General features: G+C 35.0%; 12 protein-coding genes. All 12 read left to right on the plus strand.

The window, feature by feature from the left end:
* Positions 1–27: 27 nt before the first annotated feature.
* Positions 28–2,148, plus strand: a complete 2,121-nt coding sequence (locus E4661_RS14665) for a bi-domain-containing oxidoreductase (RefSeq protein WP_136468210.1) — start codon at positions 28–30, stop codon at positions 2,146–2,148.
* 15 nt (positions 2,149–2,163) lie between these two features.
* The gene (locus E4661_RS14670; RefSeq protein ID WP_136468211.1) at positions 2,164–4,116 is read left to right on the plus strand and encodes an alginate lyase family protein; all 1,953 of its coding nucleotides are present in this window, start codon (positions 2,164–2,166) and stop codon (positions 4,114–4,116) included.
* Positions 4,109–5,569, plus strand: a complete 1,461-nt coding sequence (locus tag E4661_RS14675) for a polysaccharide biosynthesis protein (protein WP_136468212.1) — start codon at positions 4,109–4,111, stop codon at positions 5,567–5,569. The genes E4661_RS14670 and E4661_RS14675 overlap by 8 nt, the downstream gene beginning before the upstream one ends.
* A 16-nt stretch (positions 5,570–5,585) precedes the next feature.
* Positions 5,586–6,704: a glycosyltransferase gene (locus E4661_RS14680; protein WP_136468213.1), complete on the plus strand. Its 1,119-nt coding sequence runs from the start codon at positions 5,586–5,588 to the stop codon at positions 6,702–6,704.
* A 527-nt stretch (positions 6,705–7,231) separates the two neighbouring features.
* Positions 7,232–7,927: an O-antigen ligase family protein gene (locus tag E4661_RS19100; RefSeq protein ID WP_335341084.1), complete on the plus strand. Its 696-nt coding sequence runs from the start codon at positions 7,232–7,234 to the stop codon at positions 7,925–7,927.
* A 675-nt stretch (positions 7,928–8,602) separates the two neighbouring features.
* Positions 8,603–9,286 (plus strand): hypothetical protein, encoded by a 684-nt coding sequence (locus E4661_RS14690; protein WP_136468215.1) that lies wholly within the window; start codon positions 8,603–8,605, stop codon positions 9,284–9,286.
* 146 nt (positions 9,287–9,432) lie between these two features.
* On the plus strand, positions 9,433–12,033 hold the full coding sequence (locus E4661_RS14695; RefSeq protein WP_136468216.1) for a hypothetical protein: 2,601 nt from the start codon (positions 9,433–9,435) through the stop codon (positions 12,031–12,033).
* Between the two features lie 7 nt (positions 12,034–12,040).
* On the plus strand, positions 12,041–12,760 hold the full coding sequence (locus E4661_RS14700; RefSeq protein WP_136468217.1) for a VTC domain-containing protein: 720 nt from the start codon (positions 12,041–12,043) through the stop codon (positions 12,758–12,760).
* 14 nt (positions 12,761–12,774) lie between these two features.
* Positions 12,775–13,440 carry a DUF4956 domain-containing protein gene (locus E4661_RS14705; protein WP_136468218.1) on the plus strand — a complete coding sequence of 222 codons (666 nt, stop codon included), beginning with the start codon at positions 12,775–12,777 and terminating at the stop codon, positions 13,438–13,440.
* 153 nt (positions 13,441–13,593) lie between these two features.
* A complete protein-coding gene (locus E4661_RS14710) occupies positions 13,594–14,745 on the plus strand; it encodes a CotH family protein (protein ID WP_136468219.1) in 1,152 nt (383 codons plus the stop codon).
* Between the two features lie 12 nt (positions 14,746–14,757).
* On the plus strand, positions 14,758–15,621 hold the full coding sequence (locus E4661_RS14715; protein WP_136468220.1) for a metallophosphoesterase family protein: 864 nt from the start codon (positions 14,758–14,760) through the stop codon (positions 15,619–15,621).
* 157 nt (positions 15,622–15,778) lie between these two features.
* Complete coding sequence (locus tag E4661_RS14720; RefSeq protein WP_136468221.1) at positions 15,779–16,387, plus strand: inorganic diphosphatase; 609 nt, start codon at positions 15,779–15,781, stop codon at positions 16,385–16,387.
* Positions 16,388–16,404: the final 17 nt, after the last annotated feature.

Below are 16,404 nucleotides of genomic sequence, written 5' to 3' on the forward strand. Positions count from 1 at the left end.
AATGAATATAAAACAAGATTAAAACCAATGTTACAGGCGATTATTAAAAAAGGAAAAGTAATTGCGGAAGAGGTGCCTTCCCCAATATTATCTAACGGTGAAATTTTAATTGCTGTGTCTTACAGCTGTATTTCTGCAGGCACGGAGTTAAAAAGCGTTGGAAATAGCGGTGAAAACCTATTGGTAAGAGCCATGAAACAACCTGAAAACCTTAGAAAGGTAATCGACTTGGCAAAAGCCCAAGGCATTTCCAGGGCGTTTTCGAAGGTTCAGCAAAAGGTTAAATATGGCACTCCTACGGGATATTCCAACGCAGGTATTGTAATTGCGGTAGGCGAAGGGGTTACTAATTTTCAGGTTGGAGATAAGGTTGCAGCCGCTGGTGCAGGCATAGCCAACCATGCGGAGTATGTTGTGGTGCCACAAAATTTGGCTATGAGGGTGCCTGAAAACCTCGATTTAAGTCTCGCATCGACCGTTACTTTGGGAGGTATAGCGATGCAAGGGGTACGCCGCGCTGATTTAAGAATGGGAGAATATGGAGTGGTGGTAGGAGCTGGAATTTTAGGCCTACTTACCGTTCAATTTTTGAAAAACTCAGGTGTTCGATCAATTGTAAGTGATATCAATGAAGATCGATTAAAAATAGCGAAAGAACTAGGTGCCGATCTGGTAGTCAATCCGGCAAAGGAAGATTTGGTGAAGAAAATAACCGATTTCACAGGAGGATATGGCGCTGATGGCGTGATCTTCACTGCAGCTACAGCAAGTAGTGAACCACTGTCAGACGCATTTAAAGCGTGCAAGAAGAAAGGTCGCGTAATCCTGGTTGGTGTTTCGGGAATGGAAATCAAAAGAGCGGATATTTATCAAAAAGAATTGGATTTCAAAATATCGACCTCCTACGGTCCGGGAAGGTATGATCGTCAGTATGAAGATTTAGGGCATGACTATCCCTATGCGTATGTGAGATGGACCGAGAATAGAAACATGACAGAGTATCTCAAACAGCTTGGTGAGGGCAAAGTAAAGCTCGATTTGTTGATCAATAAAGTTTTCCCAATAGATAAAGTTGAGGAAGCATATGCCTCTCTTCAAGGCCCTGAGAAACCCATTATGGTGCTGTTGAGCTATGAGGTAAATAAGGAGGAAGTACAGCCTTCTAAGGTAATGGTAAACAGTCAATATGCTCGCAACAAAGACGTTTTGAATGTAGCTTTGGTCGGTGCTGGAAGTTTTGCCACTGCCATGCATTTACCAAATATGGAAAAGATGAAGGACAAGTATGCCCTTTATGCTGTAGTGAATAGAACGGGACATAAGGGGAAGTCCGTAGCCACCCATTTTAATGCGAAATATACCACATCAAATATTAATGATGTTTTGACAGATGATGAAGTAGATTTGGTATTCATTACAACCCAGCATAAAGATCATGCAGACCTGGTTCTAAAATCATTAAAGGCGGGAAAACACGTATTTGTTGAGAAACCGTTGGCAACAAATCAGGAGGACCTTGACAAAATCATTGCTTTTTATGATGATGCGTCCGTAACTAAAAAACCTTTTTTGTTGACAGGGTTCAATCGAAGGTTCAGCAAATATGCCAAAGAAATAAATGAACATACCAAAAATCGTATCAACCCATTGTTTATAAGCTACCGTATCAATGCTGGCTTTAAAGACGCTACAGATGCCATACATGATCACGGTGGAAGGGTTGTGGGCGAAGTATGCCATTTTATAGATTTAATTTCCTATTTGACGGGATCTTCAATCGTTTCAGTAAATGTAGAGAAATTAAGTCCTTCAAATAATCAAATTCGCAAAGACGATAATGTGTCCATCATATTGAAGTATAAAGATGGGTCTGTTGGGAATCTTCAGTATTTTGCAGTTGGCAATAAAAGCTATCAAAAAGAAAGCCTAGAGGTACATTTTGATGGCAAAACCATCATTATGGATGATTTTATGAAATTGACGAGCTTCGGAGTGAAAACAAAAGAGCTTATTGCGAAAACATCTGAAAAAGGACAGTACGAAGAATTGCTGTATATGTACGAAGCAATTACCAATGGCAAATGGTCCATTGAGCTGAAAGACATGATTCAGACAACTCAGGCTACCTTTTTAATACAGAACGGCTAATAAAATTTAAGTTACGTGACTATTAAAACCATTTTGTCCAAACCAATTCCGGTTATTTGGTTCAGGCTCGTACAGCTCCTCCGTTTAAAGGCTTATCATAAAACCAACTTTTGGGATAAAATAGCAATTAGTATTTCCAATAAGTTAAATACCTCTGACCCTGTCTGGAAACAAAGGAGTCTCTTATTTACTCCTGATTTCTCCGGCTATGAAAAAATTGATTTAGAAACGATAAAAGAACACATTAGAAATAGTTCTGAAACTATCTTAAAAGGGAATATCCCAATTTTTGATAGTACCCATAAATTGGGCAAACCATTTGACTGGCACTCCGATTGGCGAGTAAATTATAAATGGGAAAACAGATACTTTAAAGAGTACAGCTTTTACGAAAAAGAGAAATCCCTGGAGTATGATGTGAAATTCCCTTGGGAACTTTCTCGATTGAGTTTTTTGATTCCTGTTGCCAGGCACTATCTTATAGACCATAAAACTAAGAATCTTGAGTACCTTTATCAAACCCTTATAGATTGGAAACAAAATAATCCTTTAGCATACTCAGTGAATTGGTACCCGATGGAGGTATCAATACGCATTATTAACCTGATACAATTACGGGAGTTGTTGCTTCTCAAGGAAGAAGCCGATAACATAATTAATCTGTTAAATGAAATTTTAATATTACACGGTGTTTTCTTGTGGAGAAATATTGAGTACACCGATGTTCGAGGCAACCATTACACTGCCAACCTTACAGCTTTGCTTCTTTTGGGCACAATATTCAAAGGGTTTTACAAGGAAGCTAAAAAATGGCAAAACTATGCTTTGAATAAGGTAGAAAGTGAATTTCACCTTCAGTTTGTAGAAGACGGTGTTAATTTTGAAAAATCGACTCCTTACCACCGACTGGTATTGGAACTCTACTTAATTTGTTTTTTGAGCATGCAGCGTTTAGGAATTACGATTCAATCCGCCACCAATGAACTATTAAGGCATGCGTGTCTTTTTACAAAAGATTATATGAAACCAAATTCCTTATCCCCTATTATTGGGGATAATGATAGTGCTTCAATATTTCAAAATGATGGTTTAGCTTTAAATAATCATGAGAACCTTCTACAATTGGCCAGCCTTTTTTTCAACGAGAAAAAAATAAATAGTACTTCAAAGATTTGTCCCTCCGCGATTGAAATATTTGGTTTGGGGAAAGTTAAAAACATTTCAGATAATCCATTAAAAGGGCTACAATTTTCCTGTTATGATAAAGGAGGATATACCATTGCAAAAGACCAAAACAATTTTTTTATGGTTGATGTTGGTGAAGTTGGCATGAATGGAAGAGGTGGGCATGGCCATAATGATTTGTATAGTTTTGAATTAATGATCGACGGACAAGACCTCATTGTAGATCCAGGATGTTATACCTATACAGGAGATTTGCGACTTAAAAATGAAATGAAGTCCTCCAACTATCATAATATATTAACTATCGATAACGAAGAGATTGCCCCCTTGCTAGGAGATTGGGGTATAGCAGATATGGCAAAGCCATATGATGTTGTGATCAATCAAAATCAAGGGGAAATCCATATCTCTGGTAAACACGATGGATATAAAAGACTTGAAGATTCAATAGAATATCAAAGGATTTTTTCCTTGGATGAAGACAGTTTCCGACTTTCTTGTTCCGATATTGTTAAATGTAAATCAGGACATAAGGTTACGAGACATCTTCATTTTGCAGAAAATGTAGAATTGAAAGTACAAGAAAACTGTGTCGTAGCAAGCATTGGGAAAAGTAGTTTCTCGATTACTTTTGACGGATATTCAACAGCAGAAGAGGAACACTATTGGTTAAGCCATAATTATGGGCACAAAGTGGCTTCAAAAAAAATTGTTTTCCAAACGGAAATTATAGAGACCAGTAAACTTCATTTTACCATTCAAAAACAAAGCCTAGATGAATAAACTTAGCCGGGATCTATTTTTCAGCACAGGCTTTTCCGTTTTGAATGTTCTGCTTAATTTCTGGCTCATAAAAGAAGCGGAGTATCTTCTAACAGCTGCATCATTGAGCGTTTTCATGCTCTTCAGGAGAGTTGGTCCTACATTTACCAACTTGAGTCAACTGGGCACCTCGCAAGCACTTATTCGGTATGCCAGTATCTACTTAAATGATAAAGCAAGAATCAAAACATATTTCTTTGTTTCCTTTGTTGGGTGGTTTTCAAGTACCTTGTTGTTGACGTTCATTTATGTGTTATTTGGAAGGGAGTTGGAGTTAATGATATATGACAGCCAAGGAGACAAAGAGGATTATATCTTTTATACTCTTTGGTACATATCCATTTTGCACTTGAGTTACCTTGTACAACCTTATTTTCTTACCCAGCGTAAAGTAATCGTATACAACTTAATCAATATGCTCAATGCCAGCTTAATAATGATTATTGTGTTCTTTTTTCTGGGAGTATCCCCAGATTTGATGGCCTTTTTTCATTATTCATTGTTTTCGATGAGCTTATTGCAAATTGGCTTGATGCTATTTATTATAGTAAAACTTAGAATATACCGAGTACCTTCTTTCAAGATGGTAAAGGGTTATGGAAAAGAATTTTACCACTACGGTATTCCAAGGTCAATAATAACATTCTCTGACATGCTATTATTGACAATTGGGTCATTAATGGTTGTAAGTGGCCAGGATAAAATAGCCTCATTTCTAATTGCTTTGACTTTAGCTAGAGTAGTTATGATTGTTCTACAGCCAGTTTCTAAGTTATCTTCGGTGGTCATAGGTAATAATAACACTAAAGAAAAAGAAAAAAGAGCCATTAATATAATGACAGGTGCCATACTTTATTCCACTACCTTATTAGTCATCATACTGTATAATTGGATAGACATTGTATTGGAGTATTGGCTTTCCAATAAGGAAATAATAAGGGATGTGAAAAGTGTGTTCAAGGTTTTAGCCGTTGGATTAATTCCCTATTCGGTCTTCCAGGGGCTAAAAGGTATTGTTGAGGTTAAGTTTTTCAAGCCTTATAATCTGTATACTCTTGTGATAGCTATTCTTATTCATGTTCTCTTTTTCTACATTTTTAAAGAATTTAACCTATCAATATTACATTCATTGTCCTTCTCCCTAGTGTTTTCTTTTATCATAATGGGTGGGTTGACGATGGTTTGGTGCAGAAAATACTTTGTAAGACCCAAATATTTTAGATTTGATGTGCTATTGCTCATGGGAGGATCATTGTTCATGGCAAATTATTATATGGAGTTAGCCTACAGCGGTATATTTGTTGGTATTTTGAGTTGTGTCATGACGGTAGCAATCTATATAGTGGCGCTGTATTGGTTCAATATAGATTTCATAAAAGATACAATGCAAATTTTTTCTAAAAAGAAAAATTGAGCCTAACAGTAGAGCTATGAAAATTTTATTTTTTATTTCCCATCAACCCAACCCAAGGTTTGTAAAACAAATTAATTTTTTGGCCAAAAACAATCAGGTTTCATTGGCTTACTTTCAACGAAGAACTTTGGCTGATTTAGACAGCTCGATTAACTCTGGTGTGATACGGACTAATTTTGGTGACATTCCCAATGCATCTAGTCCGGTGAAACGTGTTTTAACCTATTTGAGGACAATTAAAAAAATCAAAAAAAGTGTGAGCTCCAATCAGTATGAGGTGGTTTTGTTGAACAACCTTGATGTACTGCTTTTATATTTTTTTTCAAGTTTTAAACTTTTTGGAAAGAAAAACGCCTCAAAAGTCGCAATCGAGATTTCCGATTTGAGGGAGTATGTTTTTGGAAATGGTTTTATGGCGAAGCGATTGCGTGCTGTGGAAAGATGGCTTTATGGTAGGTATATTGATAAATTGATAGTAACCTCTGAAAGATATTATACCTTTCATTTCGAGAATTTTTTTAAAAAAGATGTTTTCGTTCTAGAGAACAAGTTGCTTTCCAAAGAGATAAAAAAAACTGATTCTTGGAGAAAAGAAAAGTCTTCTAAAACTATAATTGGAATTGTAGGGCTTTTACTTCGTAAAGACGAATATATTAAGCTTTTTGAGACTTATAAAGCCCACACGGACATTGAAATTCACATATACGGCAAAGGTCAATATCAAAAAGTAGTTGAGGATTATGCCGACAAATATGAAAACATCAAGTATTTTGGGCCGTATAATGCATTTACAGATACCCAAAGAATTTATGCGTCAATTGATATTATATATCTTATTTACGACACTCATCAGGTTTCTTTGAACAATCGTTTGGCACTGCCAAACAAACTTTATGAATGTATGTACTATAAGGTTCCTTTGCTATGTAGCAAGGATACCTATTTAGAAGAAAAAGTAAAAGAATATGGAGTGGGAACAGCCATAGATTATAAAGTTGAGGGTGAAATAGAAGCGGGAATTGCTTTTTTAATGAATAATCTAGATTCAATAAAAGCACATTTTAAAACTTTGGACAAAAACCTTTATCTAGGAGATGAAGATTATATTGCACTTGAATCTTTTTTAAAGGCATGAGTAGTTTTAAGGATTGGATTAAGCTCAAAACATGGGGTATTGATGTAGTTTTTTTGCTTCTTTTGGGAATTGCTTCAAGTTTTATTTTTGATAGACTAAACGCAATCCTGGTGTTTTTTCTTTTCTTTTTGCATTTTTTTTTGGTGCTTAAAGGAGAGAAGATAAAGTTTGAGACAACCCCATATTTTTGGGGTCTAATCTTGTTTTTTTCACTTAACGTTTTCGGGTTGATTTATACTGAAAACCTGTCGAGAGGGTTCGATATAATAGGAAGGCAGATTAGTTTTTTACTTTTCCCCCTTTTTTACATAACATACAAAGTAAGGAACATTTCCTTATTGTTAAAAATCTATTGTGCTGCAATCTTTGCGTTGATCATCCTGTTTGAAGTTGATATAATCTATCGCTTTTTCTTTAACAGTAATACCTTCCCATTGACCTTGGATTTATTTTTGTCATATAGATTTACCGGGGTAAAACTCACAGAATTATTGCCTATCCACAATAGTTATTTTGCAATGTATATTATGTTTTCGAACGTAATAATTTTTCATTTTATAACTAAAACAAAAAACTCTTTTACAGCAATAGGGTTGTTTTTGTTGATTTGGCTGCAGTCATTTTTTATTCTTCAGATGGTAGCCAAAACTGCAATTGTCTTGAACGCATTGATCGTTGCCATTTCCATCATATATGTTTTAACTAAGCATAAAGGACATAAGATGTTGCTGATCACAAGTTTTTCGGCAATCATAATGCTTTCGTTCACCTATGCCTATTTGGACTATCCGATAAGAAGAATTAGCGATAGGTTTGTTGAATTAAGCGAGGGAGAAATGGCGAAAAGGGAAACTAGGATAAAGCTATGGAACTCTGCTATGCCAATTGTGAAGGACAACTACATTCTTGGTGTAGGGACAGGTGATGTTGAAGACCTATTACATGATGCCTACCAACGAAGTAATATTTCTTCAACAAGCAACATACATAATCAATATTTGGATTATTCCTTAAGATTTGGGGTGGTAGGTCTCCTATTTTTTCTGTCTATTTTGGGGGGCGCTTTGGTCCATGCTGTTAAAACAGGTAGTTATTTATATTTTTGTTTTACCATCATAATAATGGGCTGTGCTTTGACTGAGAATATTTTTAGCAGGCAATGGGGAATTATTTTTTATGCCTTTTTTAATTATCTTTTATTTGTATTTGCAAAGGAACATTAGATGATAGCAACATACATTCTATTGGTTGTTCTGCTTACCCATATAGCTCTATTTAAAAAAATAATTTTCAAGTGGAACATCTTTGGCGTTTTTTTTATTGCAACGATTATTTTCGCTGTAATTGGGGTACTGGCATTTCCTTTTTTTAAACCTTATTTTTTTAGGGCATTTATTTCGTTCAAGCTAGAGCTGATATCCGATTCAGATATAATTCAAACGCAAATTATTCTTGTTTGCGGATTATTATTGGTGCTATACGCATATATGTTTAGCTTGAATCTGCTATATGGAAAAGTGAAATGCATCAATCATCTTAATTTTAAGGAAAATATTTCTGACAACCTTAGTAATATCAATTATTACTTTATTAGCATACTCATTGTTCTATTTGTTTTTACATACTTATTTATTAATCGGGATGTGGTGATAACTGGAATTGCCCAAGGAATGCTAGGAAGAGAACCTGAAGCCCTGTTAGCATCCCGAAGGGGGATTACTTCCAATTATCTATATACAATTATCGTATATAATATGCTGCCTTTTGTGACAATAGTTTCTTTATATAAATCTATAAGAAAAAATACTTTGTATTCACGAGTATCGTTTTTAATCCTATTTTCAATATCGTTCTTTTTGATTTTAATGTTGTTTCAAAAAAGACCTTTGATAATTTTTATGTTATCATTACTTCTAGCGGGGCATGTTTTTAGGGGAAAATTGGTTGCAAAAAAAAGAAAAAGAAAAGTTCTTTCAAAAAGGCAAAAAAAGAGAAAATACATTATTTACTTCGGGTTTCTTTTCTCACTTCTTTTGATTCTTTATTATTCTGCAACCACTTATCAATTTCAAAACCTTTTTGAAGCCATATTGAAATTGTCTGAAATTGTTTTGACACGGGTTTTCGGAAGACTTTCCATACCCGCTTTCATGTATGTTCATTATTTTCCAGAAGTTGGAGAGCATTACGGCCTCACAAATATTGGTATGTTGAGTAATGTTTTTGGATTTGAACACTTTGAGGATACCAAAACGCTTTACACATACTTTTCCAAGAGCGACAAAGACGGTTCGCTTGCAATTAATAGTATAGTAGATTTTTATGGCGGTTTTGGTTATGCAGGTCTGTTTGTTGGAAATGTCATGTTAGGTTTTCTTCTGGCGGTATTGGATAGAATCCTTAACAAATTGGAAAAGAACAACATTAATATAGTTTTCACGGTATTTTGCTTTGTGTTTGCCTACTACTTATCTCAGGCAAGCCTTCCTAGGGCCTTAATGGGATATGGTTTTGTTTTCTTCATTTTTATGTGGCTTATCCTGCAAAGGGGATTTAAAATTAAATTAAGGAGGTTTGCTTGACTCTTAGCCTGTAAAGCTTTCGGTTTTGTGTCGAAAATTTATTCTTGATAAAATAGAAACTGCATGGTTAACGGTACGATAAATTTGATAAATTTGCTAAATAATACAGCTCCATAAAAAGAATGAATATTGAGAGAAAAAATAAAATGAAGGAGCTCCTGTGGAAGCTTCTTTTTTTTGCGGTAGTAATCATTCTTTTTTTTTCATTTAAGCTCTCCTTGGACAATAAAGAAGAATCTCTGCTCCTGTACAATGGGAGTTATAACACTTTTTTCAAAGAAATGCCAGAGGAGTACTTAGAATTGATTTCCCAAGCTCCCATAGACAGCGTTTTGGATGAGAATGAAATCAGGGCCCAAAAAAATAGGGTGCTGAAATATGATATCTACCTTTTAGACAAGGAATATGCGCGTGAATTGGTGGCGATCAAGGAAATATCAAAAAATGACACTACCCAATTAAGAACCATAAGTTTTAATGTATATCCCGAGAACAAGGGGCTTATTAAGGATGGAAAAGACTTTTTTAGGCTAGCAAAAAGACCTGTTAATTATAGTCATGAAGGTGTCAGCTATCGTATTGCGAAACAAGTGTTACCGAATATTGTTATATCTAAAATCGAGCCATATTCAAGATATTGGAAAACAACGGTAGATTCGATTGACAACAGTACCTTTAGTCCTATCCAGCCCAACACTGGATTCAAAATGTTTCAACAAGATTCTTTATTGTTGGGATTGAACGTTGAAACCTCAGTTTACGGTTTTTTGTTGAGCAAACAATTAGAAGCTAATGGGATAGGGTTTTTATCTCAAAGTAAAGAAATTCGAAGACAGGACTTCTTAAATCCTCAATCTAAATTGAATCAAACACTGCAAGATCAGAAATTGCAATTGATCAAGGTGTCCGACGAAGTTTCGTTTTGGGAAAAGATTGCCAACAAAAAAGAATTGGGAAAGACTACTCTTTTTAACTTGGACTCGGCTGAGGTGAATAAGAAAATGGCATCTTATTTTGCCGGGGATTTGAAGTTTTCTGACTTGTTTGATGTTGAAAAACTCGCTTTTTACTACTCCTTAATTAATTTATACTCTGATGGCGAAGATAATGAACTCTTTTTATCATATAATAGGGATTCTAAACTTATAGAACCCTTTTTTATTAACAAAAAACTGGGAACCCTTAATCGTTATGTGAAAGATTTAAAACTCACTGAAAGAAGTTTTTTAGAGGAATATTTCAAGACATCCACCAAACTGTCAACGCTAGATTCTTTAGAGGAGCTTATAGAAACCTATAAAGATGAGATTAGGAATATATTGGTAATTAACCATTCTTTTTCGCTAGGTGAGATTTTTGAAAGGGATTTGTTTTACCACAACAAGTTGATCATTGAAAAATCTTTAAAACCCTCCACAACAGCAAAGATTTCGCTTATTCAAAAAAGTGATACTAAAATTGAGGTGGAAATTAAAAATCTCTCTAATTTTCCCATAGAAATCATAGAGCTGTCCCATAAAGAAAATAGGCATATAACAGCACCTCAAGAGAAAGAGCTAATTCAACCAAATACGAAGGAAATTGTTGTTTTTGATTTACCTGATAGCTTTAATAATCTGTTTGTGCACAAAAAAAAGAAGAGTGTAGGATTTATTTTTGAAAAGGATATTTTTGACTTGAGAGTGGGATACAAATTGTTGGGAGATGAAGATGCTCAATACGGTAAAATAGTTCCCTTTAAGGATTTTGATGATTTAGCCTTCGAGAATCAGGATTTATTCCGCAACGAATGGGATAGTGACATACCTTACTTGTTTTTTAATAAAGATTCCAAAGTTATATCTTTTGCCCAGGATTCGGTTGTAATCGATAAACCGTTGCTTATCCCGGAAGGATATGTCCTCGAAGCAAATGAAGGGCTACATATTGATATTGTAGATGGGGGGAAAATAATTTCGAAATCGGCATTGAACTTGATTGGATCAAAAAAAGCACCAATCAAAATCTATTCTTCTGATAAAAAGGGACAAGGGCTACTTATTTTAAATGCCAAGAAAGTATCTGAGCTAAAATATGTGCTATTCCAAGATTTGACAAATGTTTCTCATGGCCTATGGCAGGTTTCTGGAGCTTTGACGTTTTATGAAAGCCGTGTGAACATGGATTATGTAACCATGTCTGGCAATAGATGTGAGGATGGGATCAATATTGTACGGTCAAAGTTTAATATGACAAACACAACCTTTCTGAATACGCAATCTGATGCCTTTGATGGAGACTTTGTTACCGGAAAACTATCCAACTGTACTTTTCGGAATTTAGGCAACGATGCGGTTGATGTTTCGGGCTCTACCTTGAATCTTGCAAATTTAAAAATAGTGCATGCAGGTGATAAAGCTATCAGTGCGGGAGAGGACAGTAAGGTGGAAGTGAAGCAAACAAGCATTTATGATAGTGAAATTGCAATTGCAGGAAAGGATTTGTCCATAATTCATGCTGAGGATTTAGTCATAAAAAATTGTAAACTTGCATTTACAGCGTTTAAAAAGAAACCTGAATTTGGACCTTCAAATATTATAGCAAATCAAGTTTTGTTGGAAGGTGTTCAAACCGAACACCTTATAGAAAATAAGTCCTCCCTTGTACTCAATGGCACAGTAAGCTCCACCATAAATCATGTGAAAGACAAAATGTATGGAGTGGAGTTCGGAGTAGATAGCAAGGATACAAGAGTTATAGAACAGTAAGAATATAATGCAAGATTACCTAGATAGCAGATTGGAAGTTAAGAACAATCTGAGATATGAAAGAAAGTTTATTGTCCCCACCAATGTTCCTTTAAAAGAGTTAGTTGTGGTGACCAAAAATAATTCTGCCTTTTTCAAAGAGGTCTTTTATGAAAGACAGGTCAACAACATTTATTTGGATACGGAGGACTATAAGTTTTATTTCGATAATGTAGATGGTGTTGCAAATCGTCAAAAGGTCAGGATCAGGTGGTACGGGGATTCGCTAGGCAAGATAGAAAAACCTAAATTGGAAATAAAATTAAAAACGGGTTTGGTAGGCGATAAATGGACATTTAATCTTACGCCATTCCGTTTGGACAACAATTTTGATTTACGGACATTAAGGAAAATTCTTTCAGATTCCAAATTGCCGAGTTCTATTTTGGAGCTTACAAAAGGTCTAAAGCCAACATTGGTTAATTCTTATTCCAGAAGATATTTTTTGTCAGCAGATATGAACTATAGGATAACATTGGATTATTCTATTAAATATCGTGATGTAGCCAATAATATCAATAATTTTACCAAATCTTTGCAAAAGGATACCAACAATGTGGTTGAGCTAAAATATAGCTTAAAAGATGAAAAAAAAGCATATTCTATTTCTTCACAATTCCCTTTTCGTTTAAGTAAAAATTCTAAATATGTTAATGGGGTAAACAATTTTAAATCATTCCCAGAATAATAATCCTAGTACTTATGAATGAACTAAATAATCTTTTATCACAGTTTGGAACAGATAATATATCAATTCTTGACTTCCTAATAAATCTTATGCTGACACTACTTTCAGCGTATTTGTTAAGTCTCATCTATGCTAGATTTGGGGCATCGTTGTCTAACAGAAATAAGCTTGCACAAACCATTATCTTATTGAGTCTGACGACTATGATTATCATAACAATTGTAAAGTCTTCCTTGGCGCTTTCTCTGGGGCTGGTTGGTGCTTTGTCCATTGTTCGTTTTAGAACGGCGGTCAAAGAACCTGAAGAACTGGCTTATTTCTTTATAGCTATATCCATTGGTCTTGGTTTTGGAGCGGATCAAAAAGAGGTCACACTAATCGGAATTGTATTTGTTTTTCTTTTTATAATACTTACAAGAAAAATGAACAGGGACAATAGCTCTCAACAAAACTTAATACTTACTTTGACAAATGCCAAAGCTAAAATTGACGAAACGATTATCTTAAATACACTTAAGGAGTATTGTTCTGAAATTAACCTTAAGAGGATAGACGAATCTGGTGAGATATCTGAGCTTGCATTAAATGTTCAATATAACAGTATCGAAGATTTAGTGAAATCGAAAGATGCATTGTCAAAATTGGGCAATATAGATTTCAGTTTCATTGAAAGACATTAATGTATTAAGGTTGTGAGGGTCAAAAACAATAAAAATTCATTTTTTCGGATTACTGCTGTAGGAATAATAGCTGTTGGTTTATTGTTATCCATTAAATCAAGTCCGAAAAAAATTGATGTAAAAGCTCCCGTTTTCGTCCCCAAAACAACCCTAATGTCTTTTCGGCTGATGCTAAAGGAAAAGCATTTTAAAAAAATAAAAGAAAAGCGCGACAGAGCTTTAACCGTGGGAGTGTTGCAAACGGAAGACACAGATTTTGTTCCTATAAACTTAAATTATAACAATAAGGATTATAAAGCGGAAGCACGATTGAAAGGAGATTGGACGGATCACTTAGAAGGTGACAAATGGAGTTTTAGGATTAAATTAAAAGATGACCAGACCATCATGGGGATGCGTAAATTTTCTATACATCACCCGGAAACAAGAGGATATCTTAATGAATGGTTGTACCATAAGGCCATGAAGGATGAAGGAATTATGGGTCTACGTTATGGTTTTGTTGAAGGAGTTCTTCAGGTGAGCATGAAAGACCTGGATACCATCCTAAACAAAGAAATCGGGATTTATGCAATTGAGGAAACCTTTGACAAACGTTTGATTGAAAGTAACAAGCACAAAGTAGGAATAATATTGAAGCTTACTGAGGAGGATATGTGGAGAGAAAATGCCAAAATACACGAATTGGCAAATCTTACAGGGACCACGGCAGTCGGAAAGTACAACCCTAAATACGGCAAAAGCGATGATATGACCGTCACTGCATATTCATTGCAGACGATATTCAAGGATGATGCCTTAAAAAAGCAGTTTACTTTGGCTAAAAACCTATTAAACAAATACAAAACAGGACAATTGTCAACGTCTATGGCGTTTGATGTGGAAAAGGTTGCCAAATATACCGCACTGGCCAATTTGTTTGGTAGTGTCCATGGGCTTATAGCTCATAACCTCCGCTTTTACTACAACCCAATTACTTCATTAATCGAACCGGTTTCTTTTGATGGCAATTCTGGGAAGCCACTCAAAAACTTTAGGAATTATTGGAAATCAAAAGGAGATACTCAATACAGAGACGCATTGATTGCCGTTTTGGAAAAAGTTAGCCAACAAGATTACTTGGAAGAATTGTCAAAAAAATATAAGAATGAAATGGATAGCATGTCGATAGAACTAAAAAAAGAATTCAAGAATAAGCCAATTCTTTCTTTAGATATACTAAAGCAGAATCAGGAAATACTGAAAAATACTTTATTGGCTCTAAAACAAGAGCGAACGCACATGGAAAAAGAGCTTTTAAACTAAATCTTTAGAGCTATGAGTCAGAATTATTTTTTGCTTTTCGTCCTTTTTATTTATGGTTGTTTTGAAACGCAAATTGAGGACGCTCAATATTCTTTTTTTGTTGCGGGCCATATTTATGGGGCTCACGGTGAAGGAAAAAATAATATAGGAGTACATCCTCCCTTCAAAGACAAGTTGGATTTGATTAGAGACAATGAATCAATTCAGTTTGGGGTTTTTACTGGAGATTTGGTAGAAGATGGGAAAGATGAAAACGAATGGGATGAGTTAGATATGGACATCTCTTATATTGGTAAAAAAATCTATTTTGCCCCTGGAAATCATGACGTAGGGAACTCCACAAAAAAAGCAATCTACCAAAGAAGATATGGGAAGACATATTATAGTTTTATACATAAAAGCGATTTATTTATAACACTTGACCCGAACATGGACAAGTGGAACATCTCGGGAAATCAATTAAAGTGGCTAAGAGAATTAGTGGCCTCAAAAAGTGGGGAAGTGGATAATATTTTTGTTTTTTTTCATCAAGTTTTATGGTGGAAAAATGACAATATATTTAAAAACTTTGAATTAAACTCCGTGTCAGGAAGAGATGAAGAAATTAATTTTTGGGACGATATTTACAGTCTTTTTGAAAACACCAACAAACCCACTTTTATGTTTGCAGGAGATACCGGTGACAGTGATGTAGGCTATATGTACCATAAGGAAGGTAATATAGTGTTGATAGCAAGTGGAATGGGGGGTGGAAAAGAAGATAATTTTATAATTGTAAATGTTAATAAAGACAAGTCTGTTGATTTTGATTTAATTGCATTGAACGGAAGTGATTTGAATGGTCTAGGCAGGCTGGAAGACTATGTTTTGCCATAACTTACTAATTCTGGGAACGCGCGCACAATCTTTTATTCAAATCATAATCGTCAATAATACCATAACCTGTTTTGGCGAGAAGATTTCAAAGTAATGAATGCGGTTGAAAAATGATTTGGTCCGACATTATACAAATGCCCATATTTGATAATATAATATGAGAAATAGCTCTAAAACTCTGCTTCTTTTCAATTTTTTTGTATGTCTTTTTTGGAGTTGCAAGGGTAAAGTAGACTATTATAAAATACCAGCATTTCGCAGCCAAAAAACCGTTAACGCCATAGTAGAGATTTCTTCAGGGACAAGCACCAAATTTGAATATGACCACTTCTCAAAAAAGTTTGTGATAGATCAAGAAAACGGTGTTGATAGAATAATTGAATTTTTGCCGTACCCCGCCAACTACGGATTTGTGCCATCAACAGTTTCAGGCAAGGAAATAGGTGGAGATGGAGATGCTTTAGATATACTCATTATTTCCAAACAGCTTAAAAAAGGAACCGTTGTTGAGGTAATACCTATAGCAATGTTAAAACTTATTGATGAAGGTGAAATTGACCACAAAATTGTTGCCATACCATACCAAAAAGAATATAGGACAATAAACGCCGCATCATACATCGAATTATTAAACGACTACCCATCGGCAATACAAATAATAGAGCTTTGGTTTTTGAATTATAACAAAAAAGATAATGCAAGAATCGAAGGATGGGGAAATGAGTATGATGCAATCAGAGAGATAAAGAAATCTCTAAAAGAATAGCTGGACATATTAACTTG

This window comes from Flagellimonas onchidii (assembly GCF_004804315.1).
Lineage (GTDB): Bacteria > Bacteroidota > Bacteroidia > Flavobacteriales > Flavobacteriaceae > Flagellimonas > Flagellimonas onchidii.

What these genes read in the sequence shown, in the direction of transcription:
- E4661_RS19100 (WP_335341084.1), top strand. Translation starts at nt 7,232, where the DNA reads ATGTTTTCGAACGTAATAATTTTTCATTTTATAACTAAAACAAAAAAC.
- E4661_RS14665 (WP_136468210.1), top strand. Translation starts at nt 28, where the DNA reads ATGTTACAGGCGATTATTAAAAAAGGAAAAGTAATTGCGGAAGAGGTG.
- E4661_RS14690 (WP_136468215.1), top strand. Translation starts at nt 8,603, where the DNA reads ATGTTATCATTACTTCTAGCGGGGCATGTTTTTAGGGGAAAATTGGTT.
- E4661_RS14700 (WP_136468217.1), top strand. Translation starts at nt 12,041, where the DNA reads ATGCAAGATTACCTAGATAGCAGATTGGAAGTTAAGAACAATCTGAGA.
- E4661_RS14680 (WP_136468213.1), top strand. Translation starts at nt 5,586, where the DNA reads ATGAAAATTTTATTTTTTATTTCCCATCAACCCAACCCAAGGTTTGTA.
- E4661_RS14715 (WP_136468220.1), top strand. Translation starts at nt 14,758, where the DNA reads ATGAGTCAGAATTATTTTTTGCTTTTCGTCCTTTTTATTTATGGTTGT.
- E4661_RS14720 (WP_136468221.1), top strand. Translation starts at nt 15,779, where the DNA reads ATGAGAAATAGCTCTAAAACTCTGCTTCTTTTCAATTTTTTTGTATGT.
- E4661_RS14675 (WP_136468212.1), top strand. Translation starts at nt 4,109, where the DNA reads ATGAATAAACTTAGCCGGGATCTATTTTTCAGCACAGGCTTTTCCGTT.
- E4661_RS14705 (WP_136468218.1), top strand. Translation starts at nt 12,775, where the DNA reads ATGAATGAACTAAATAATCTTTTATCACAGTTTGGAACAGATAATATA.
- E4661_RS14695 (WP_136468216.1), top strand. Translation starts at nt 9,433, where the DNA reads ATGAAGGAGCTCCTGTGGAAGCTTCTTTTTTTTGCGGTAGTAATCATT.
- E4661_RS14710 (WP_136468219.1), top strand. Translation starts at nt 13,594, where the DNA reads ATGTCTTTTCGGCTGATGCTAAAGGAAAAGCATTTTAAAAAAATAAAA.